This is a genomic window from Tsukamurella conjunctivitidis (assembly GCF_007858475.1).
Lineage (GTDB): Bacteria > Actinomycetota > Actinomycetes > Mycobacteriales > Mycobacteriaceae > Tsukamurella > Tsukamurella conjunctivitidis.
In genome coordinates this window covers 54,296-76,020 of record NZ_VIGX01000012.1, presented here as the reverse complement: position 1 = coordinate 76,020, position 21,725 = coordinate 54,296, and the positions used below count along the sequence as shown (strand labels likewise).

Below are 21,725 nucleotides of genomic sequence, written 5' to 3'. Positions count from 1 at the left end.
CTGATCACGCCGTGGCCACGGGGCTCTCGAGCCCGGCCAGGCACGCCGGCAGCGGCGCGCGGTGCAGCACCCCGAGCCGCTGCGTCGCGCGGGTGAGCGCCACGTACAGCTCCGCCGCTCCGCGCTCGCCCGCGGTGAGGATCGCCTCGGGATCCACCACCAGCACCGCGTCGAACTCGAGCCCCTTCGTCTCCGACGGCGGCACCGCGCCGGGCGTGCCGTCGGGCCCGATGACGACCGACGTGCCCTCCCGGCCCGCCTCGTCGCGAGTGAAGGCCTCGATCGCGCCGGCCAGGCCCTCGTCGGTCACCCGCCGTGCCCATGGGCGATTCCCGGAGGCGCGCACCGACTCCGGCGGCACGGCGCCGGGAGCGAACTCCGCGAGGAGGTCGGCCGCCACCGCCATGATCTCCGACGGGGTGCGGTAGTTCACGGTGAGCGCGGTGTACGCCCACCGGTCGGCGACGTACGGATCCAGCATCTCGCCCCACGTGCGGGCGCCCGCGGGGGCGCTGCGCTGGGTGAGGTCGCCGACCACCGTGAACGACCGGGACGGGCAGCGCCGCATCAGCACTCGCCAGTCCATCGCCGAGAGCTCCTGCGCCTCGTCGACCACCACGTGCCGGTACACCCACGTCCGGTCCGCCGCCGCGCGCTCCACCAGGTCGCGGGTGTCCCGCTCCTCGAACCGCCCGGCCAGGTCGTCGGCGTAGAGCAGGTCGGTGGCGAAGAGATGGTCCTCGTCGTCCATCGAATCCGCCCGCGACACCAGCGAATCCAGCACCCCCTCCGCGAACTCCGCCTGCTCCTTCCGGGCCGCGGCCGCGGCGGTGTCGTCCGGCGCCTCGTGCGGGCCGAGCAGCTCGGCGAGCTCGTCCAGCAGGGGCACGTCGGAGACGGTCCACGCGGCACCGTCGGCCCGCAGCAGCGACGGGTCGGCGCCCGCCGCGGCCAGGCGCTCGGGAGAGCTCAGCAGGTCCGCGAGGAGGGCCTCCGGGGAGAGCACGGGCCACAGCGCGTCGACGGTCCGCCGGAAGGTCCCGTCGATCGCGAGGTCGGCGAGCATGCTGCCGCGCATCTCCTCCCAGGCCCGGGTGTCCTCGCGCCGCAGCCACTGCTTCCCGATCCGGCCCAGCGCGCGTTCGGTGATCGCCCACGTCAGCACGTCGAGGAAGACGGCGCGCGCCTGGTTGTGCGGCTGCCCGCTCATCCGGGCTTCGTCCCGCGCCCAGCCGACCACGTCGGCCTCGATCCGCACGGTCGCGTCGCCCAGCCCGATGGAGACCGGCGTCTCCGGCAACGTGCGACGATCCGCGACCGCGGCGGCGAGGACGTCCGCCATCGCGGCCGCGCCCTTGATCCGCGCCACCGCGGGCGCGTCCTCGGCCCGGGCCGCGACGCCCGGATACAGCGTGGCGGGCGTCGCGAAGACCACGTCCGATTCGCCGAGCGAGGGCAGCACCCGCCCGATGTGCTGCAGGAAGGACGTGTTCGGCCCCACCACCAGCACGCCGTGCCGCTCGAACCGCGCCCGCTGCGTGTACAGCAGGTACGCCACGCGATGCAGCGCCACCACGGTCTTGCCCGTGCCCGGCCCGCCCTCGATCACGGTGACCCCGGGGTTGTCGGAACGGATGATCCGGTCCTGATCGGCCTGGATGGTCGCGACGATGTCGCGCATCCCCTCGCCGCGCGGCGCGTTCACGGCGGCCAGCAGCGCCGCGTCGCCGCGGGCGTCGGCGCCCGGCCGGCCCAGCATCTCGTCGGTGAACGCGGTCAGCGTGCGGCCGTCGCTGAGGAACTGGCGTCGCCGGTGCACGCCCTCCGGGTGCGCACCCGTCGCCGTGTAGAAGGGCCGCGACGCCGGGGCCCGCCAGTCCAGAAGTAGTTCCCGGTCGCCGTCCTCCTCGTCGAACAGGCCCAGGCGCCCCACGTACCGCGTCCCGACGGTGCCGCCGGGCTCCCCGTCGAGCCGGCCGAAGGCCAGCCCCTCCTCGGCCACGCTCAACCGCCGCACCTCCCGCGCGGAGGTCATCACATCGCCCTCCCGGTCCACCGCCCTGCCCTCGTGGTCGCGGAGCGCGTTCGTGTAGCGTCGCCGCGCTCGGTCCCGTTCGGCGTCCAACCGCGCGTACAACCCCGCGACGTACGCACGCTCCTGCATCAGTTCCTCGGTCAGCTCGTTCTCGTACTCGGACATGCACCCACCTCGCAAGAATTCGGATCCGGCCAGCGAGTATGCGCCCCGGACGGGGCCTTGCGGCAAGGCCCGGGGTGGGCTATACAGTGAAGTGGGAGAGAGATTCCGCGTTCGCGCGCGCCCGTTCCCGCTCGATCAGGCCCCCGTCACGGCACGCCGGTTGCGCCCACTCTGACGCGAACCGCGCGGGAAGCGCGCATCGTCTGTAGGTTCGGACGAGTGGACCTCCGAAGATTCCTCGACGGTCGTGGGGGTCAGCTCGGCTTCCTGACCTATCAACACGCCTCCCTGGTGATCCAGTGCGTGGTGCTGGGGGCGGTGATCGCGCTGGTCATCGCCGCGCTGGTGTACCGCTCCCGCGCGGGCGCCGCGTTCGCCACCGCCGTCGCGTCCGTCGGCATGACGGTGCCGTCCCTCGCGCTCCTGGCGCTGCTGCTCATCGTGTTCGGGCTGGGCGTCACGCCGTCGGTCACGATGCTCGCCTTCTACGCGACACTGCCGATCCTGACCAGCGCGATCGTCGGGCTGCAGGCGGTGCCGCCCGCGCTCGTCGAGGCCGCGCGCGGCCTCGGCATGCCCCGCTGGCGCGTGCTGACGACGGTCGAGCTGCCCAACGCCTGGCCCGTGATCCTCACCGGGATCCGGGTCAGTACGCAGCTCGTCGTCGGCGTCGCGACGGTCGTCGCCTACGTGCTCGGCCCGGGCCTGGGCTCCCTGATCTTCTCCGGCCTCGCCCGCCTCGGCGGCGCGGGCGCCCTCGAATCCGCGTTGGTGGGCACCGTTCTCGTGGTGGCCGTCGCGCTCGTACTCGACGGCCTGCTGGTCCTGCTGGGCCGCGTCACCGTCTCGAAGGGACTGCGATGAGTGAAACCACCGGCGTTTCGATCGAGCTGGAGAAGGTGATCAAGCGCTACCGCGGGCAGGACAAGCCGGCGGTGAAGGAGCTGTCCATCGCCATCGAGGCGGGGGAGACGGTCGCCATCGTCGGGCCCTCCGGCTGCGGCAAGACCACCACGCTGAAGATGATCAACAGGCTGATCGAGCCGACCTCGGGGCGGGTACTCATCGGCGGGACCGACGTCACCAAGGCCGACGCCGACGACCTCCGGCAGGGCATCGGCTACGTCGTGCAGGCGGGCGGCCTGTTCCCGCACTGGACCGTCGAGAAGAACATCGGCGCCGTGCCCGGCCTCCTCGGCTGGGACAAGGCCCGCACGCGCGCCCGGGTCACCGAACTGCTCGAACTCGTCGGCCTGGATCCGGACGTCTTCCGGGGTCGGTTCCCCAAGGAGATGTCCGGCGGGCAGCAGCAGCGTGTGGGCGTGGCCCGTGCCCTCGCGGCCGACCCGCCCGTCCTGCTCATGGACGAGCCCTTCGGCGCCGTTGACCCCATCACGCGCGTCCGGCTGCAGGACCAGCTCCTGGCGATCCAGGAGGAGCTGCACAAGACCATCGTGATCGTCACGCACGACGTCGACGAGGCGATCAAGCTCGGCGACCGGGTGCTGATCCTGTCCGAGGGCGGCCAGATCGAGCAGTTCGGCACGCCCGAGGAGATCCTCACGTCGCCCGCCAACGCCTTCGTCGAGGAGTTCGTCGGCTCGGGCGCCACCCTCAAGCACCTCTCGCTCAGCTCCGTCGGGGAGATCCCCAGCGCGCCGGTCGTGATCGCCCGCCCCGGCGATCCGTCGGAGGAGGTGGCCGCGCGGGCGAAGGAGGCGAAGCTGAGCTGGGTCGTCGTGGTGGACGAGGAGGACCGGCCGCGGGCCTGGCCCTCGGTCTCCGAGGTGCTCAGCAAGCCGGTGGTCTCGACGTACGTGGATCAGCGGCTCCCCGTGGCCGAGCGCACCGCGACGCTCGCCGACGCGCTCGACGTGATGCTGGCCTCCAGCCAGGGCGGCGTGCTGGTCACACAGCGCGGCAAGGTCATCGGCGCGCTCACCATCGAACAGGTGGCGCAGCGGATCCGCGAGCGCCAAGCGTTGGCGAACCCGGAGCAGGCCGCCGACACCTATCGGGCGGCGCCGTCGTGACCGCCGCGGCCCAGGCGCCGAAGACGGCGCGCGTCGGACCCACGCCGCGGTTCGCGGGTGGCGTGCCGATCGACCTGATCCTCGAACCCCTGCTCGTGGTCGTGGGCTTCGTCGGATATCTCATCTGGCACGCGGCGCAGACCTTCACCAAGACCGAGGCCCAGCTCGAATGGTCGGCACTCGGCGAATCCGTGTGGCAGCACATCCAGCTGACCGTGGTCTCCGCCGTGCTCGTCGTCCTGATCGCGATCCCCCTCGGGATCCTGGTCACGCGCAAGCGGTTCGCCCGCGTCGCGCCGGTGATCGTCGCGCTCGCCAACGTCGGCCAGGCGGCACCCGTCCTCGGCATGGTGGTGCTGTTCGCCATGTGGTTCGGCACCGGCTTCCGCACCGCGGTCGCCGCGCTCGTGGTCTACGCGGTCCTGCCGATCCTGCAGAACACCGTCACCGGCCTGCGGCAGGTCGACGATCGCGTCATCGAAGCCGCACGCGGGCAGGGCTTCTCCGCCTTCCAGACCCTCCTCCGTGTGGAGCTGCCGCTCTCGGTGCCGGTGATCCTGCACGGCGTGCGCACCGCGCTCGTGATCCTGGTGGGCACCGCGACGCTCGGCACCTTCATCGGCGCCGGCGGGCTCGGCGTGCTCATCACCACCGGCGTGACCCTGTACCTGCCGGCGCTGCTCTTCTCCGGTGCCCTGCTCGTCGCACTGCTCGCGCTCGCCATCGATTGGCTGGCCCGGCTCGCCGAGTACCTGCTGGCGCCGCGCGGCCTGCGCGGGGTGACCGCGTGACGGGGCGGGCGCGCGTGCGGCGCGCGCTGCTGCCGGTGCTGGCGGCCCTGTCCCTGGTCCTCGCCGGCTGCGGGCTGGAGAGCTCGTCCGGCCACTTCGTGCACGCGGAGTCCGCCGATGGACGGACCCCGCTGGCGGGCGCGAAGATCTCCGTCACGTCGAAGTCGTTCTCCGAGGGCATTCTGCTCGGCAAGATCAGCACCACGATCCTGCAGGCGGCGGGCGCCCAGATCACCGACCTCACCAACGCTCCGGGTTCGATGTCGTCCCGGCAGGCCATGACGAGCGGCGCCGCCGACGTCTCGTGGGAGTACACGGGCACGATCTGGGTCAGCTACCTCAAGCAGACCGAGACCGTCAGCGATTCCTCCGAGTTGCTGACCCGGGTGCGTGAGGCGGAGCGGGCCAAGGGCATCGAGGTGCTCGAGCCCGCGCCCTTCAACAACACCTACGCCTTCGCGGTGACCCCCGCGCAGAAGGCGCAGCTGAACCTGCGGACCCTCAGCGACCTGTTCCGGCTGCCGCCGGCGCAGCGCACCCTCTGCGTGGACCCCGAGTTCCATTCCCGCCCGGACGGACTCGGACCCCTGCTGCAGAAGTACGAGGTGCCGCTCGGCAGCGGGACACCGCAGAACACCGTCACCACGATGGACGCGGGCGTGGTGTACTCGGCGATCTCGGCGAACACCTGCCTCGCCGGCGACGTCTACGCGACCGACGGCCGGATCCGGAAGCTGGGCCTGCAGTTGCTCGAGGACGACCGGAAGTTCTTCCTGCCCTACGACGGCGTGCCCGAGGTCCGCACGGACGCGCTCGCGAAGTATCCCGCGATCAAGGACGTGCTGGGCAGGGTCAGCCGCCTGCTGACCAACGAGACCATGCAGGAGCTCAACGGGCAGATCGACATCGAGGGCCGCGACCCCGCCGACGTGGCGGCGACCTGGCTCAAGAAGGTGGGCCTCGTCCGCTGAGCACGCTTTCGGTCGCGGTGAGCGGAAGGGTTCACCGGGCGCTCGCACCGTCCGACACTGAACCGCATGACCGATACCGCACCGGACCTGCTGGCGCTCACCGCGACCGAGGCCGCCAAGGTGTGTGCCGGCGACTACGACCGCGTGATCCCCACCGAGTGGCCGGTGGGGGAGCGGTGGTCGACGCGCCTGTGGGGCGACGACGAGGTGGACGTCTGGCTGATCAGCTGGGTCCCCGAACGGTCGACGGAGCTGCACGACCACGCCGGCTCGCTGGGCGCCCTGACGGTGGTCTCCGGTGCGCTCGCGGAGCGCAGCTGGGACGGGGAGGCGCTGCGGGAGCGCCGGATCGACGCCGGCGGGCAGGCGTCCTTCGACCGTGGCTGGGTGCACGACGTGACCCGCCACGCCGACGCGCACGACGCGGCGAGCGGCGAGGCCACGGCCCCCACTCTCTCGGTGCACGCGTATTCGCCGCCGCTGACCGCGATGTCGTACTACGAGGTCACGCCCGGCGGTAGGCTCCGCAGGGTGCGCAGTGAACTGACCGACGAACCCGAGGGCCCCACCGGCGGGCGCGGCATCGACGAGCTGCTGGCGAGTGCGCGGGACCGCATCGACCGCGTCGAGGCCGCTGACCTGCGCGCCGAGCTGGAGGCGGGCGCGATCCTCGTGGACACCCGGCCCGCCGCCCAGCGCGCCGCCGAGGGTGAGGTCGAGGGCGCCCTGATCATCGAGCGGAACGTGCTCGAATGGCGGCTCGACCCGTCGTCCGACGCCCGGATCCCCGAGGCCACCGGCTGGGACGTGCGGTGGATCGTGATGTGCTCGGAGGGGTACTCCAGTTCCCTGGCCGCCGCGGCCCTGCGCGACATCGGGCTGCACCGCGCAGCGGATCTCGCGGGCGGATACACCGCGCTCGCGGCCGTCCCCGCGGCGCCCGCCGCCGGCTAGGGCTCGCGCGGTACGGACCACCGCACGACGGTGCCGGGCCGCTCCGCCTCCGCGTTCGCGGGCAGCAGCTCGACGGTGCCGCCCCGGAGTTCCGCGCGGGTGGCGAGGTTCCGCAGGCCGCTGCGCCGGCCGCCGTCGGGGACGCCCGTCCCGTCGTCGGCGACCTCGACCGTGACCGAGTCGCTGCTCGCGAGGACCGTCACCGCCACGCGGGTGCCCCCCGAGTGCCGTACGGCGTTCGAGACGCTCTCCGTCACCACGGCCTCCAGGTCGCGGGCGAGTCCGTCGTCGGCGACCGCACTCTCCACCGGGCCGGAGAAGCCGACGTCGACCGACAGCTCGCCGCCGTGCGCGACCGCCCGCACCGCCCGGACCAGGCGGGTACGGAGACCGCTGCCGCCCGCGGACAGCTCGAAGATCGTGGAGCGGATGTCGGCGATCGTGCGGTCCAGTTCGCCGATCACCGAGTCGAGCCGGTCCCGGACGGGCTCGTCCCGGGCGGCGGACCGGGCCACCTGCAGTCCGAGGCCGGCCGCGAAGATCCGCTGGATCACGTGGTCGTGCAGGTCCCGACCGATGCGCTCGCGCTCCTCGATCACCTGGAGTTCGCCGAGCCGCTGCTGCTGCTGCAGCGCCTCGGCGTGCATCTGGGCGTTGTCGATCGCGACCGCGGTGGCCGCCGCGAAGATCTCGATCGCCTTCGCGTCGCTGGCGGTGAAGGCGATGCCGTCCGCCTTCTCCGCGAGGTAGATGCACCCGAAGAGGTTCCCGCCGACGATGATCGGGGCGCCGAGGAAGCTGTGCATCGGGGGATGGTTCGGCGGGAAGCCGACCGAGGACGGGTGTTCGGACAGCTCGGCGACGCGGACGGGTTGCTGCACCTCGAGCAGGTAGCCGAGGAGCCCGCGCCCGCACGGCGGGTCGCCGATCAGCGCCGCGGTCTCGGCGTCGACGCCGACGTAGATGAACTCCTGCAGCGAGCCGTCGTCGTTGCTCACGCCCACGGCGCCGTAGCGCGCATCGACGAGCGCCATCGCGGAGGTGACGATGCGGCGCACCGTCGCCGGTAGGTCCAGCCCCTGCGCGACGACCATCACCGCGCTGAGGATGTCCTGCAGGTCGGCGTCCGGCCGCTGCGCGCCGGCGCGCTGTTCCCCGGTCACCGGACCGCCCCGGAAAGGGGGAGCACTGTCGGGACGGACGTCCCTGGTCCCGTGCCGATCGGGCCGCGACGCTGGAGGGCGTGAACGGAATCGACATCGACCCGCTGGACCGCCCCGACGTGCGCGCGCTCGTCGTGGACCTCGCCGAGGCGGCCTACACCGGCCGCGTGGCCCGCTGGAACGAGGTGCGCACCGCCGCCGCCGTGGACGACCTGGACTGGGAGTACCTCGTGTGCCGGCTGCTCGGCAGGCTGCTCGCCGAACGGGCGGTGCAACGCGGCACGCCCGCCGTCGACACCTGGCTCCGTGCCCGCGCCGCCCTGGCCTGACCGGGTCATCGCCGGGCCCCGCCGGCATCGCGCCACTGCGCCGCGCGCAGCGCCGCCTGCACCCGGTTCTCCACCCCGAGCTTCGCGAGAACGCCGGTGACGTGATTGCGGACCGTCTTCTCGGCCAGGAACATCCGCTCCGCGATCTGCTTGTTCGTCAGGCCCTCGGCCAGGAGCTCGAGCACCGCCTCCTCCTGCCCGGTCAGGCCCGAGGGCACCGCGGGCGCGACCTGATCCCGGCGGATCCGGTGCAGCACGCGGGCGGTGCTGGCCGAGTCCAGGAGGGACCCGCCGCCCGCGACCGTCCCGATGGCGGAGACCAACTCGGTGCCGCGGATCTGCTTGAGCACGTATCCCTGCGCGCCCGCGGTGATGGCCTCGAGGAGGGCGTCGTCGTCCGAGTAGGAGGTGAGGACCAGACAGGGCAGGCCCGGCACCAGGTCGCGCAACGAGCGGATGAGATCGATGCCCGATCCGTCCGGCAGCCGGACGTCGACCACCGCGACATCGGGACGCACCGCGGGGACGCGGGCGAGGGCCTCGCGGACCGTCGACGCCTCGCCGACGACGGTGTGGGTCCCGTCCGTGGCGAGGAGGTCGGCCAGCCCGCGCCGGACGATCTCGTGGTCGTCGACGAGGAACACCGAGGGCATGCACTCAGCCTAGGCCGCTCGCGGCCCCGACCACCGCAGGAGGACCGTCGGCCGAGGAACTCGGGACATATGCCCCGGCCGACCCGGTGCACACGTCCTCACCTGCGACGACGAGGCGCGGCCCGGCGCCGGGACGGGAGCGGGGACCATCGCCACTGCCCGGCCCGCGGGTGCGCGAGCAGGGTGGACGACATGAGTGATCTGACCGACCTGGAACTGCTGTACGAGCTCTCGGAGACCGCCGAGCGGGAGGTCGACCGACACCTGCGGCAGGCGGTCGACTGGCACCCGCACGACTACGTGCCGTGGAGCCGCGGCCGTGACTTCGCGGCGCTCGGCGGCGAGGACTACGAGGAGGCGGACTCGGCGCTGTCGCCCGTGGCGCGGGCCGCGCTGGTGATGAATCTGCTCACCGAGGACAACCTCCCGAGCTATCACCGGGAGATCGCCCAGAACTTCTCCCTCGACGGGGCCTGGGGCTTCTGGGTGCACCGCTGGACGGCGGAGGAGGCGCGCCACTCGATCGTCCTCCGCGACTACCTCACCGTGACCCGTGGCGTGGATCCCGTCGAGCTCGAGGACCTGCGGATGACGCAGATGCAGCACGGCTTCGCGCCCGGGATGAACTCGATGCTGCTGTCGGTGAGTTACGTGACCTTCCAGGAACTCGCGACCCGGATCAGCCACCGGAACACGGCCGCGGTCTGCGCCGACCCGGTGGCCGACCGGATGCTGGCGCGGGTGGCCGCCGACGAGAACCTGCACATGCTCTTCTACCGCAACATCCTGGGCGCGGCGATCGAGGTCGCACCGGAGCAGGCTCTCACCGCGATCCACGCGGTGCTCACCAACTTCCAGATGCCCGGCGCCGCGCTCCCCCACTTCCGGCGGGACGCGGTGCTCATGGCGAAGAACGGCATCTACGACCTGCGCCAGCACCGCGACGCCGTGGTGGTGCCGGTACTGCGGAAGTGGAACCTCCTGGAGCGGACGGACCTCACCGGCGAGGCCGCGCGGATGCGCGACCTGATCGGCGCGTTCGTCGACGACCTGGAGGTCGGTGCGCGCAGATTCGAGGAGGCGCGCGACCGGGCGCTGGAGCGGGACGCGCGGCGGCGCGAGCGTATCGCCGGCTGACCGGATTCGGCTAGATTCGACGGCATGCAGGTACAGCTCCGTCACAACCCGTCGTTCTCCATGGCCCGCTGCCAGCTGGCGCCGAGCGAGCCCATGACCCTCGAGTCGGGCGCCATGGTCGCGCACTCCGCCGGGATGAACCTGCAGTCGCAGGCGCAGGGCGGCATCATGCAGGGCCTCAAGCGCAGCCTGCTCTCGGGGGAGTCGTTTTTCGTCTCCACCTTCACGGCGCCGCAGCAGGGCGGCTGGGTGGACGTCGCCGGCACGCTGCCCGGCGACATCGCCGTGCTGCAGATCCAGCCGGACCGCCCCTACTACGTGACCCGGGGCGGGTGGCTCGCGAGCTCCTACGGAGTGCAGACCACCACGCAGTTCGGCGGCGCGAAGACCTTCTTCGGCGGCGAGGGCGCCTTCGGCCTGCAGGCCGCGGGCCAGGGCGAGGTGCTGATCTCCTGTTACGGCGCGATCGACGTGCTGGATCTGCGGCCCGGCGAACAGGTGGTGATCGATACCGGCCACGTGGTTGCCTACGACTTGAACATGCAGTTCTCCATGCGCCGCGCCGTGCAGGGGAAGTGGATCCAGTCGATGAAATCCGGCGAGGGAATGGTCTTCGAATTCACCGGGCCCGGCCGCGTACTTCTGCAGACGCGCAACCCGCGCGGCCTCGAGGGCTGGGTGCGATCGGTCGTTCCGTCCGCCTGATCGGGCGGGATCTCCGCAGCGCACGAACCTGCAGGTCGGGCAGTCTAGTTCGCGCCGATCGGGCACGGAGGAGTTCACCGGAGATTTGACCTGCGCCATGTCCACTGTGATCTAGTGGGATCATGGCTACTGTAACTAATAAGGCAGGAGACCATCGCCGGACGACCGACTGGGTCGTTTTCGGTGTGACGAGCGTCGCGGTCCTGGCGTTCGTCCTCTGGGGTTTCCTGGATTCGGACGGGTTGAAGCAGACGACCTCCGACGTCCTCAATTGGATCATCACCGATTTGGGTTGGCTGTTCCTCATTTCAGCCAGCTTCTTCGTTCTTTTCGCCGTCTTTCTGGCTTTCTCCCGGTTCGGCCGCATCCCGCTGGGACGCGACGGGGAGCGCCCCGAGTTCAAGACCGTTTCCTGGATCGCGATGATGTTCAGCGCGGGCATGGGCATCGGCCTGATGTTCTTCGGCGCCGCCGAGCCGATCTATCACTTCGTGGGCGCCCCTCCCGGCATGAACAGCCACGACGTGGCCGTCGCCATGGCGACCACCATGTTCCACTGGGGATTCCACCCGTGGGCCATCTACGCCGTGGTCGGCCTGGCCATCGCGTACAGCACCTACCGGTGCGGGCGCAGCCAGCTCATCAGCTCGGTCTTCGCGCCGATCTTCAACCGCACCGGCGGGCACGGCGTGGGCGGCCGCGTCATCGACATCCTCGCGATCTTCGCCACGCTCTTCGGTACCACCGCCTCGCTGGGCCTCGGCGCCGCACAGGTCGGCGCGGGCCTCGAGCGCCTCGGCTGGGCCGAGGACGGCTCCAGCAAGCTGCTGCTGGTCGCCATCATCGCCCTTCTGACGCTGGCGTTCGTGGCGTCCGCGGTGTCGGGCGTCGCCAAGGGCATCCAGTGGCTGTCGAACACCAACATGGTGCTCGCGCTGGTGCTCGCGGTCTTCGTCTTCGTGGTCGGCCCGACCGTGTTCATCCTGAACCTGCTGCCGACGTCGATGGGCGCGTACGCGGCGGATTTCATGGACATGTCGGCCCGGAGCGCCGCGAACGAGCCGGAGGCGGGCAAGTGGCTGGCCTCCTGGACCATCTTCTACTGGGCGTGGTGGGTCAGCTGGACCCCGTTCGTCGGCCTGTTCCTCGCGAAGATCTCGCGCGGCCGCACCATCCGCGAGTTCGTGATCGGCGTCATGGCCGTACCCACCCTGGTCTCGCTGGTCTGGTTCGCCGTCTTCGGCGGCACCGCCATCAACCAGGAGCAGGCGGGCCTCGGCATCAGCAAGGCCGAGAACGAGGAGGTCATGCTCTTCGACGTCCTCGGCAATCTGCCGTGGCCCACGATCACCGCCTTCCTGGTGGTGCTCCTCGTCGGCATCTTCTTCGTCTCCGGCGCGGACTCCGCCTCCATCGTCATGGGCACGTTGTCCCAGCGCGGCGCGGAGGAACCGAACCGCCTGATCACCGTCTTCTGGGGCGTGCTCACCGGCACCGTCGCGGCCCTGCTGCTCTGGGTGAGCGGCGACGACGCGCTGACCGGCATCAAACAGATGGCGATCATCGCGGCGGCCCCCTTCCTCGTGGTGATGGTCGGCATGTGCGCCGGCCTGATGATGGACCTGTGGCACGACCCGCTGATCGTCGCGGAGCGCGCCCATCGCGAGGAGCTGGGCGAGCGCATGCGCTGGCACGCGAACACCCTCGCGGTGACCGACGACAGCACCGACGTGCTGCCCTCGGAGGACCTGCCCGTCTACTCCGACGGCACGGTGCCGGAGGACCTGTACCACCCGCCGCACACCGGCGAGCTGGTCACGATCGAGGTCTACGACGCCGATCACTCCGGGCCGATCGAGGTCGATATCGAGACCAAGGGCGACGACTCCCGGTAGACAAGGAGGTATGACCTCCTCCGTCACCGCCGAGACCCGTTCCGGCCGCGTCCGCGGCACCGTCGAGCAGGGCGTGGCCCGCTACCTGGGCCTGCCCTACGCCGCACCGCTCGACGGTGCCGGGTGGCTCCTGCCCGCCGTCCCGCCCGCGCCGTGGGAGGGCGAGCGCGACGCCTCCGCCTTCGGCCCGACGGTGCCCAAGCCCGGGTATCAGGGGCCCGTCGCCGAGATCCTCACGGCGGAGCCGGACTTCCCCGGCGCGGAGTGCCTCAACCTCAACGTGTGGGCGCCGGCGCCCGGCGGCGACGTCGCGGCGTCCGGCGGGGCCGGCGGGCTGCCGGTCTTCGTATGGATCCACGGCGGCGCCTTCCGCAACGGCAGCGGCCGCAGCGGCTACTACGACGGCGCCGCCTTCGCCCGCGACGGCGTCGTGTGCGTGACCATCAACTACCGCCTCGGTGCCCTCGGCTTCCTCGACACCGGCGACGAGCACACCAACCTCGGTCTGCGCGACCAGATCATGGCGCTGCAGTGGGTGCGCGACAACATCGCTGGCTTCGGCGGCGATCCCGCGCGCGTCACGGTGGCGGGGGAGTCGGCGGGCGGGATGAGCGTCGGCTCCCTGCTCGCCTCGCCGCTCGCGCAGGGCCTGTTCGCCCAGGCCGTGCTGCAGAGCGGCGCCGGCCACCACGCGATCACCCGCGAGACCGCGCAGAAGGTGACCCGGGCGCTCGCCGAGCGGCTCGGCATCGAACCCACGCGGGAGGGCTTCGCGAGCATCGACGCCGGCACCCTGGTCGACGCCACCACCGCCCTCGACGCCGAGATCCAGGCGAACCCGGACCCCGCGGCCTGGGGTGAGCTGACCCGGAACGTGATGATCTTCGAGCCCGTGATCGACGGGGACGTCCTACCCCGGCTGCCGATCGACGCGATCCGCGCCGGCTCCGGCGCCGGCGTGCGGGTCCTGGTGGGCGCCAACGCCGACGAGGCCCGGTTCTTCATCGTGCCGGGCGGGCTGATCGACCTGCTGCCCGAGGCGGCGCTGGCCCCCACCGCCGCGAAGTACGGCCTGCCCGACCCCGCGGCGGCGGTCGCCGCGTACCGCGAGGCCGAGCCCGACGCGTCGCCCGGGGACCTGTTCTGCCGCATCATGGCCGACTGGTTCTTCGGCATCCCGGCGGTGCGGATCGCCGAGGCCCGGGCGCAGGGCCCGGCGGAGACCTTCTTCTACCGCTTCGACGAGCCGTCCACGGCGCTCGGCGGGCGCCTCGGAGCGTGCCACGCCGTCGAGCTGGCCTTCGCCTTCGACAACCTGCACGCCGACGGCGTCACGAACCTCACGGGGCCCGCGCCCTCGCAGGCCGTCGCCGACGAGACCCACGGCGCCTGGGTACGTTTCACCCGCGGCGAGGACCCGGGCTGGGAGCCCTACCTGCCCGCCCGCACCGTGCGGGTGTTCGGCGGGAAGGGCGGCACCGCCGTCGATCCCGCGCCCGCGCTCCGCGCCCTCTGGGACGGCGTCCGCTGACCGCCGCCCCTACGCGGCGGGACGGATCATCGGGATGAGTTCGGGGCCGCCCGGGAGCGGGATCGGCGCCAGCGGCTCGAAGCCGAATCGCCGGTACAGGGGTACGTTGCGGGGATTGCTCGACTCCAGATAGGCGGGGCCCGTCACCCGCTCGAGGCCGTACCGCAGGAGCGCCGAGCCGAACCCGCACCCGGGACGCTCCGCGCCGAGCGTGGAGAGGTACCAGTGCGGCTCCGCCGGCCGGCGCTCCTGCAGCGCCCGCACCAGCGCGGCGCCGCGCCCGAACCCGGTCCTGATCCCCGCCGCCAGCAGCGGCAGCGCGGCGACCTGGCGCGCCGGGCCGGGTTCGTGACCGGGCGGATCCCAGTACGCCGCCGCGGCCGGCACGCCACCGTCGAACAGCAGATGGCCGGTGCCCGGAGCGCCGTGCGAGGCGAGGTACATGCCCGCGAAGGTGAGGCGGTCGCCCCACGGCCGCGGCTGGACCCAGCGGATCACGGGATCATCGGCGAAGGCGCGCGCGAGCACCCCGAAGGACGACCAGAGCGTGCCCGGCGTGACGTCCTCGATGCGATGCCCGGTGATCGGTTCCATGCCTCGACGGTACGCCCGCGACGGGCCCGGCGGCGATCTCCGCCGGGCCCGGGCCGGTGCGCGATCAGTACGGCGCGGACCGCATCGGCCCCGGCGTGTACCAGCCCGTGCGGGTGGTGGTGCCGAGCTCGAGCCGCGCCGGTTCGGCCGCCGTCCACGGCGTGAACTTCGTCAGCGTGCCCCAGTCCATCGCCCACTTGCCCTTGAGGTAGGTGGGCACGATCTGCTCGTGGTACAGCGCGTCCGTGACGCCGAGCGGGCCGCCGGTCTTCCAGCCCTGCCACGTGTTCGAGGTGAGCACGGTCGCCATGTAGTCGGGCGAGATCCGGTACTCGGGCCGCTCGAAGACGCCGTTGACGGCGCGCACCTGGTGCTGGCACGGGAAGGCGAAGGCCACCATGAAGTCCATCGCCACCACGGTGTCGCGGCCCAGGAACTCCTGCAGCGTCTTCATCGGCGTCATCCGCGGCGGGGTCACGACGATCGGGTCGGGCGAGGGCACCCGGTCGTCGACCACCACGCGCACCGTGTTGGTGCCGCGCGGCAGGTCCGCGGTCGGGAACCGCAGGTTGCGCCAGTTGTTGTTGGTCCAGGCGTCGAGCGGCGCCAGACGGCCCAGCGGCTGCACCGTGCCGTTCGCGGCGCGGTGTCCGGCCTCGAGGAACAACGTGCGCCCGTCGCGCGCGACGCCGTTGATGCCGGTCGCCGCCACGGGACCGGCGACGGACAGCGTCACCAGCGGTGTCGACTCGTCCACCGCGCCGAGGGTGTACCAGTCGGAGGTGAGGTTCGCCAGGCCCGTCGCGCCCGAGGAACCCAGCACGGGGGTCGTCGCCGGGTCGAGGCCGAAGGGCAGCGGCACGCCGTCGGTCTTCGGATCGGGGTTCCGCTTGCCGCCCACCGTCTCCGGTACGTCGGAGTTGGTGACGTCGGTGTTGTGCCCGGGGTTGGACTTCACTGGCGACAGCCAACCGGGAATGCCGGTGGGCGAGAAGCCCGTCGACTTCCCGGCGAGGGCCTGCGCCGCGCTCGGCACGGTGCCGTCGGGGCGGGGCGCGGGCTTGAGCTGCCCCGCGTTGGGGTCGGTCTCCATGAGGACGTAGTCCGCCATCGAGCAGGTATCACCCTGCAGCGCGCGGACGTTCGACGCCGTCCAGGAGAAGCTGCCGCGCTGCGCGTAGGCGCCCTTGGCCATCGTGCCCACGTCGAAGAGCACCATCAGCATGGTGAGGATCGCGAGCGTGGGGAGCGTGCGCCCGCGGGTCTTGGTGGGCTCGGGGGCGTAGTCGCGGCGGTAGTGCAGCCACAGGCCGTAGAGGGCCGTGAGCACGGAGGCGAAGAACAGCAGCCAGGAGATCTCGAGCCCGAAGAGCTGCGGCGGCATGGTGTTCCACGGGATGCCGTAGGTGCCCACCCAGTAGTAGCCGACGCGCGCGGCGAAGGAGATGGCGGCGATGAACAGCGCCGCCGCGGCGAAGAAGACGCGATTGCGCTTCGAGCGCATCATCGGCGCCATCGTCAGTGTCGCGGCGACGGCGGCGATGCCGGCGGCGTAGCCGGCGAAGAGGCCCAGGTGGTGCGTCCACTTGGTGGGGGTGAAGGCCAGCAGCACCACGGTGGCGAAGAAGACCGCCATGAGGCGCCACACCGGGCCCGCGGAGATGCCCGCCGGGCGCTTGCGCCGGAGCATGAACGTCAGCACCGTCAACAGGCACAGGAAAGCGGTGAGCACGCCGATCCGGCGAACGGCGGAGCCGTCCTCCGTCTCGAGCATGAGGTAGTAGTAGCGGACGCCCTCCTCGTACCAGTCGAGGGTCGGGCCGGTGACGGTCTTGACCGTGATCGCCTCGCGGAGCGCGGCGAAGCTCGGCGTGAAGAAGGCGTAGAACAGGTACGCCATCCCCGAGGCGAGGATCGGCGCGATCATCGGCAGGAGCCCGTCGCGCCCCCGGCGCTTGACGATGCGCGTGATGATCTGGCGCGACGCGGCGAGCAGCGCGGCGACGGCGATGAGGCCGCCGGGTGCCGCGCCCACGCAGAGCGCGGCGCACGGGACGGCGATGGCGACGGGCAGCATGCGGCCCGTCGCGATGGCGCGCTCCACCGACACCCAGGTGAGCAGCGAGAAGAAGACCACCGCGGGCTCGGGGCGCAGGCCGTTGTTGAGCGGCAGCCAGATCAGCAGGAAGCCGCCCGCGCCCGCCCACAGCGCGGCGGGGTTGTTGCGGACCGCGCGGCCCAGTCGGGGGATCATCTCGCGGGAGATGATGAGCCAGGTCAGCAGCCCGAAAACCAGGCCGGGCAGCCGCATCGCGGGCGCGGCCGTCGTGACGTGGGAGATCGCGGTGAACAGGTAGTCGTTCCAGCCGACGGGGTTCTCCGGCACGCCGAAGCTGCGGAAGTAATTGATCATGTAGCCGCTGAACTTCGTCTGCGTGGCCATCGTGATCTGGTAGCCGTCGTCGGACGTGTTCGGCCCGATCAGCCACCAGATCCCGAGCACGCCGATCACGGTGAAGTCGACGGGCCGGGGGCGCAACCAGCCCTGCGGCATGAAGCGGATGTGGCCGCGGCCGTCGCGCATGTCCACGAAGCCGAGCGCGATGAGCGCGAGGATCGTCGAGGCGATGCCCACGACGATCGCGATCAGCTTGATCGTCGACGGCGTGGTGTTGAAACGCGTGTCCACCTGCGTCGAGACGTCGACCCCGGCGACGGGCGTCGACGCCGGGAGGTCCGTGTAGAAACCGGCGATCTGCGGGCGCAGGTTGGGATCGTTGACGGTGACCGACAGCTGGTTCGCGCCGGGGTCGGAGGCCGTGACCCCGGTGAACGAGGCACTGGTCGACTCCGGTGTGGAGACGAAGCGGATCGCGCAGTCGGATCCCGCTCGCGCGACGTCGGTCCGGCTCGCGGTCGCCAGCGCCACGTCGCGGTCGGCGATGATGACGTTCTTCGCGTCGGCGCGGATCACCAGGCCCTGCAGGCCGGGGCGCGGCCCGTCCTCGGGCAGCGTGCGCAGCAGGGTGCCGCCGGCGGCCGGCAACGCGTTCACCACCGAGCACGGGAGCGAGACGTCCAGCCGCACCGGCGTGTACGAGACCAACGGGAGCTCGACGTTGGAGATCCGGCCGTCCTGCGGCCAGTGCACCGCGGTCGTCGTCTCCTTGACGGGCAGGAAGGGCGTGAGGATCGCCAGGACGAAGCCCAGCAGGCCGGCGACGGCGGCGACGATCCGCCACTTCCCGTAGCGCTGCTCCGGCGGCACCGTCGCGGGCGCGGTCGAGTTCTCGCTGCTCATCATCGATTCCTAGTTCTTCACCGTCTGGTTGGTCAGCGCGCGGATCGGGCCCTGGCGCCACCATCCCGACCGCGTCTGGACACCGACCGTCAGGCCCGCCGCGGGGGCGTCGTCGGCGAGGGGCGTGTACTGCTGCAGCTCGCCCCAGTCCCGGGTGAGGTCCCCGGTCATGTACGTGGGCAGCGTCGTCGTCCGCAGCAGCGTGTCCGGCACCGTCAGGACGCCGCCGGCCTCACGGGCCTGCCAGGTCCCGGAGGTGGAGAGTGCGTCCTTGCGCGTGGGCAGGATGCGCCACTTCGGGACCTCGTAGGTGCCGTTCCGGATCGCCAGCGGGCGCTGGCACGGGAACTGCTGGCCGACGAGCAGGTCGAGCAGAACGGGGTCCGTCTCGCCGACGACGTCCTGCAGGGTCCGCAGTCGAGGGACGCGCGGCGGCGTGACTCCGACCCACTGCTGATCGCCGAGGTTCGGGTCGCGCACGTGGATGCGGACGACGTTCGCGGTCGGCGGGATCGCCTCCATCGGCACGCGGAGGTTGCGCCAGGGCTTGTTCGGCCCCGGGTCGATCGGGTCGATGGCCCCGCGGGCGCCGATCGAGCCGTCCGCGCGGCGCTCGGCCCATTCCAGGGTCACCGGCTGGCCGTACTCCTTCTTGCCGGTCGGGCCGACCGAGGAGATGGCGCCGGACGCGGCGAACGCCACGAGGGGGCGGTCCGCCGACCGCGCCGGCAGGCTGTACCAGTCGCTGAACAGCTCGGCGGGCACCGTGTTCTGGCCGTATGAGCCGACGACGGGGGTGTGCGCCGGATCGAGCCCGAAGGGCAGGGCCGCCGTGCTGCCGTTGATCGTGCGGGGCCCGGTGCCGCCGCCGGTGCCCGTCGTCGCCGCGGTGGACGTGAACGGGGAGGTGATGGGGGAGGCCATGTTGATCTGGCCGGGCGCCGAGCTGATCGCCAGGGGCTTGAGCTCGTTCGCGATGCCGTCGGGCGTGAAGCCGTGTGTGCCGGGCCCCGTCAGCGCCTGCGCGGCCGGGCGGCCCTCCGCCGAGGTCAGCATGTCGGCGTTGGGGTCGGTCTCGACGAGCACGGAGCGCGCCATGCCGCAGCTGTCGCCGCGCAGCGCGTCCAGGTTGCCCTTGGCGACCGTGTACGTGGCGGGGTTGGAGACGTAGGCCTTCGCGAAGATCGCGCCCTCGCCGAGCACGAGCATGCCCAGGACCGCGACGAGCGGCAGCGAGGCCAGCCGCAGCCGGCGGCGACTGCGCAGGGCCTGGTCCCGGTCGGCCCGGGTGTGGGTGGCGAGTTCGGTGTCCTCGAGGGCGGTGTCGTCGACGGTGCCGTCCTCGACCAGACCGCCCTCGCCGCGGCCGCGGAAGTCGATCCGGAAGTGCTGCCACGCGGCGAGCGCCCCGGCGAGCCCGGCGAGGATCAGGAAGGCCTTGCTGAAGGTGATGCCGGCGACCTCGGGTGCCCGGTCGAACCACGGCACGCCCCACAGGTAGGGCCACGACCACAGGTTGAAGCCCGCGAACGCCGCGGCGAGTGCGAAGAGCATCCCGCACAGGAAGAACGTGAAGTTCCGGACGGAGGTGCGTGCGGCCTCGACCACCGCCACCGTCGTCACCGCGGCGAGCGCGGCGGCGAGGCCGGCGTACACCCCGAAGTGCACCGTCCACTTGGTGGGCGTGAGCGAGAGCAGGGCCGCCGCGATGAAGACGGCGCCCACCAGGCGCCACACCGGGCCCGGTGCGATGCGGGGGATGCGCCGGCCGCGGAGCATCACGAAGAGCGCCACGAACAGGCACATGACGAAGAGGTAGACCGGCACGCGGCGGACGAGCGAGCCGTCGGTGGTCTCGACCGTGAGGAAGAAGAAGCGCAGGTACTCCTGCGTCCACGGCGCCGCCGGGCCCACTTCGAGGCGGATCCGGATGGCCTCGGCGACCGAGGCCAGCGACTGGTCGCGGAAGGCGATCGGGATGATCACCGCGGCCGCGGCCAGGACGGGCAGCACCAGCGCGGCCAGTCCGGCCTCGCGCCGGCGCGCGACGAGCACGCGGAGCACCGCGGCCGACGAGGCCAGGAGCAGCGCCGCCGCGATGACGCCCTGCGGCGCGAGGCCCAGCGTCAGCCCCGCCGCCATCGCGGCGATCGCTGCGGGCAGCGCGCGGTGCGTCGCGACCGACCGCTCCACGGCGGCCCAGGTGACGATGGTGCCGAGCACGATGATCGGCTCCGAGCGCAGTCCCGAGGCCAGCGGGAACCAGAAGGCCAGCAGCATCGCGCCCGCGGCCCACACGGCCAGCGGGTAACGGCGGATCCCCGGCCCGAGACGGGGGAGCAGCACGCGGCTGAGCAGCAGCCACACCACGACGCCCGCGGCCAGCATGGGCAGGCGCATCCAGATGGCGTTGGCGCTGACCGAGCCCCAGTGCGAGAGGAAGGTGTAGTACCAGTCGAACGGGGCCTCGGGGGCGCCGAAGAAGCGGTAGTAATTGGCGGTATACCCGGCCTCTGCCGCGACCTTGCCCATGGACAGGATGTAGCCGTCGTCGGAGCTGCCGGCGCCGAGCACGGTCCACAGGGCCAGGCCGCCGATCACCGCCGCGTCGACGGGGCGGGGGCGCAGGAGCTGCCCGAGGGTGCGGTGCGGCGCCCGGCGGTGGTGCCCGAAGGCCCGGTCCAGCAGCCACAACGCGACGAGCGAGGCGAGCACGCAGAGCAGGCCGAAACCGATCGCCGCCGCCTTGAGCGGGGACGGGGAGAGCTCGAAGCGGGTGTCCAGGTCGGCGTGCAGGCGCAGGCCCGGGCCCGCGGCCGCGACGTCGTCGGCCTGGAGCGAGGTGAAGACGCCGCCCATGACCGGACGGTTCTCCGTCGGGATCGCACCGGCCACGTCGATGCCCTCGAAGCGCGCGCCCACCTCGGCGGCGTTCGACCACAGCCGCAGCTGCGAGCAGCCCCGCACCCGGTCGACGGGTGCCGCCGCGATGACGGTGTTCCGCGAGGAGACGGTCACCGACTGACCCGGCCCGGGCGCCCCGACCACGACGTTCAGGCCCAGCTCCCGCGCCGCGCCCGAGCCGACGGGCAGCGTCGACAGCACCGTCCCGCCGGAGCCGGCGGCGCGGGCGATCGCTGCGCACGGCACCGTCGCGGTGAGATCGGCGGGCGACTGCGTCACCAGGGAGGCCGTGACCTCCGCGCTCTCGGCGCCCGGCCTCAGCTGCGGCCAGTCGAGCGAGGCGGTGGACTGCTGGACGGGCAGCAGCGGGGTCAGCAGGCAGAGCAGGAGGCCGACGGCGCCGGCGACGACCGCGACGAGGCGGGCGCCGGCGACACCGCGCGGAGCATCGCTGGTGGCTCGCCGCGGACCATCGCTCGCGGGTCGCCGCTCTGGCTCCTGCTCGGAGCTCGACGTAGGCACGGACACGGGTGCTCATGGTATGCCAGAGAGCTGGGAGAACCG

Annotated in this window: 16 protein-coding genes and 1 pseudogene; 11 read left to right on the top strand and 6 right to left on the bottom strand. The window is 72.1% G+C overall.

Annotation, left to right across the window (positions count from 1 at the left end; genetic code table 11):
• Positions 1-4 precede the first annotated feature (4 nt).
• Positions 5-2,200: an RNA polymerase recycling motor ATPase HelR gene (gene helR, locus FK530_RS17865; RefSeq protein WP_191834111.1), complete on the bottom strand. Its 2,196-nt coding sequence runs from the start codon at positions 2,198-2,200 to the stop codon at positions 5-7.
• Between the two features lie 219 nt (positions 2,201-2,419).
• On the opposite strand from helR, the gene FK530_RS17860 reads away from it, so the two are divergent.
• The 6 genes and pseudogenes from FK530_RS17860 to FK530_RS26710 all read left to right on the top strand — a co-directional run bounded on the left by FK530_RS17860 (position 2,420) and on the right by FK530_RS26710 (position 6,949).
• Positions 2,420-3,064, top strand: a complete 645-nt coding sequence (locus FK530_RS17860) for an ABC transporter permease (RefSeq protein ID WP_146488335.1) — start codon at positions 2,420-2,422, stop codon at positions 3,062-3,064.
• Positions 3,061-4,233 carry an ATP-binding cassette domain-containing protein gene (locus FK530_RS17855; protein WP_146488334.1) on the top strand — a complete coding sequence of 391 codons (1,173 nt, stop codon included), beginning with the start codon at positions 3,061-3,063 and terminating at the stop codon, positions 4,231-4,233. The genes FK530_RS17860 and FK530_RS17855 overlap by 4 nt, the downstream gene beginning before the upstream one ends.
• Entirely contained in the window at positions 4,230-5,024 is a 795-nt protein-coding gene (locus FK530_RS17850; protein WP_146488333.1) for an ABC transporter permease, read from the top strand. Before FK530_RS17855 ends, FK530_RS17850 begins: the two co-directional genes overlap by 4 nt.
• Complete coding sequence (locus FK530_RS17845; RefSeq protein WP_231706687.1) at positions 5,021-5,995, top strand: glycine betaine ABC transporter substrate-binding protein; 975 nt, start codon at positions 5,021-5,023, stop codon at positions 5,993-5,995. The genes FK530_RS17850 and FK530_RS17845 overlap by 4 nt, the downstream gene beginning before the upstream one ends.
• Positions 5,996-6,061: 66 nt before the next feature.
• Positions 6,062-6,559: pseudogene (locus tag FK530_RS26715) on the top strand (cupin domain-containing protein); the annotation flags it as partial.
• Positions 6,539-6,949, top strand: coding sequence for a rhodanese-like domain-containing protein (locus tag FK530_RS26710; RefSeq protein ID WP_262406755.1), 411 nt, complete (start codon positions 6,539-6,541; stop codon positions 6,947-6,949). The pseudogene FK530_RS26715 and the gene FK530_RS26710, both read left to right, overlap by 21 nt.
• On the opposite strand, the gene FK530_RS17835 is transcribed toward FK530_RS26710, so the two are convergent.
• Positions 6,946-8,112, bottom strand: coding sequence for a GAF domain-containing sensor histidine kinase (locus tag FK530_RS17835; protein ID WP_158645135.1), 1,167 nt, complete (start codon positions 8,110-8,112; stop codon positions 6,946-6,948). The genes FK530_RS26710 and FK530_RS17835 overlap by 4 nt on opposite strands.
• 80 nt (positions 8,113-8,192) lie before the next feature.
• Here FK530_RS17835 and FK530_RS25920 point away from each other — a divergent pair, with 80 nt between their 5' ends.
• A complete protein-coding gene (locus FK530_RS25920; RefSeq protein WP_158645134.1) occupies positions 8,193-8,441 on the top strand; it encodes a hypothetical protein in 249 nt (82 codons plus the stop codon).
• A gap of 5 nt (positions 8,442-8,446) precedes the next feature.
• Here the strand turns inward: FK530_RS25920 and FK530_RS17830 are convergent, their stop codons facing one another.
• Positions 8,447-9,094, bottom strand: coding sequence for a response regulator transcription factor (locus FK530_RS17830; protein WP_146488330.1), 648 nt, complete (start codon positions 9,092-9,094; stop codon positions 8,447-8,449).
• Between the two features lie 192 nt (positions 9,095-9,286).
• Here FK530_RS17830 and FK530_RS17825 point away from each other — a divergent pair, with 192 nt between their 5' ends.
• The 4 genes from FK530_RS17825 (at position 9,287) to FK530_RS17810 (ending at position 14,362) form a co-directional block, all read left to right on the top strand.
• Positions 9,287-10,231, top strand: a complete 945-nt coding sequence (locus FK530_RS17825) for an acyl-ACP desaturase (RefSeq protein WP_146488329.1) — start codon at positions 9,287-9,289, stop codon at positions 10,229-10,231.
• 24 nt (positions 10,232-10,255) lie between these two features.
• A complete protein-coding gene (locus tag FK530_RS17820; RefSeq protein ID WP_146488328.1) occupies positions 10,256-10,936 on the top strand; it encodes a TIGR00266 family protein in 681 nt (226 codons plus the stop codon).
• A gap of 122 nt (positions 10,937-11,058) precedes the next feature.
• On the top strand, positions 11,059-12,831 hold the full coding sequence (locus FK530_RS17815) for a BCCT family transporter (protein ID WP_146488327.1): 1,773 nt from the start codon (positions 11,059-11,061) through the stop codon (positions 12,829-12,831).
• A gap of 10 nt (positions 12,832-12,841) precedes the next feature.
• A complete protein-coding gene (locus FK530_RS17810; protein WP_146488326.1) occupies positions 12,842-14,362 on the top strand; it encodes a carboxylesterase/lipase family protein in 1,521 nt (506 codons plus the stop codon).
• A gap of 9 nt (positions 14,363-14,371) precedes the next feature.
• Here FK530_RS17810 and FK530_RS17805 read toward each other — a convergent pair whose 3' ends face one another.
• The 3 genes from FK530_RS17805 to FK530_RS17795 form a co-directional block, all read right to left on the bottom strand.
• Positions 14,372-14,956: an N-acetyltransferase gene (locus FK530_RS17805; protein ID WP_146488325.1), complete on the bottom strand. Its 585-nt coding sequence runs from the start codon at positions 14,954-14,956 to the stop codon at positions 14,372-14,374.
• A gap of 64 nt (positions 14,957-15,020) precedes the next feature.
• On the bottom strand, positions 15,021-18,257 hold the full coding sequence (locus FK530_RS17800; protein ID WP_158645133.1) for an arabinosyltransferase domain-containing protein: 3,237 nt from the start codon (positions 18,255-18,257) through the stop codon (positions 15,021-15,023).
• A gap of 9 nt (positions 18,258-18,266) precedes the next feature.
• A complete protein-coding gene (locus tag FK530_RS17795) occupies positions 18,267-21,689 on the bottom strand; it encodes an arabinosyltransferase domain-containing protein (protein WP_231706686.1) in 3,423 nt (1,140 codons plus the stop codon).
• Positions 21,690-21,725 lie beyond the last annotated feature (36 nt).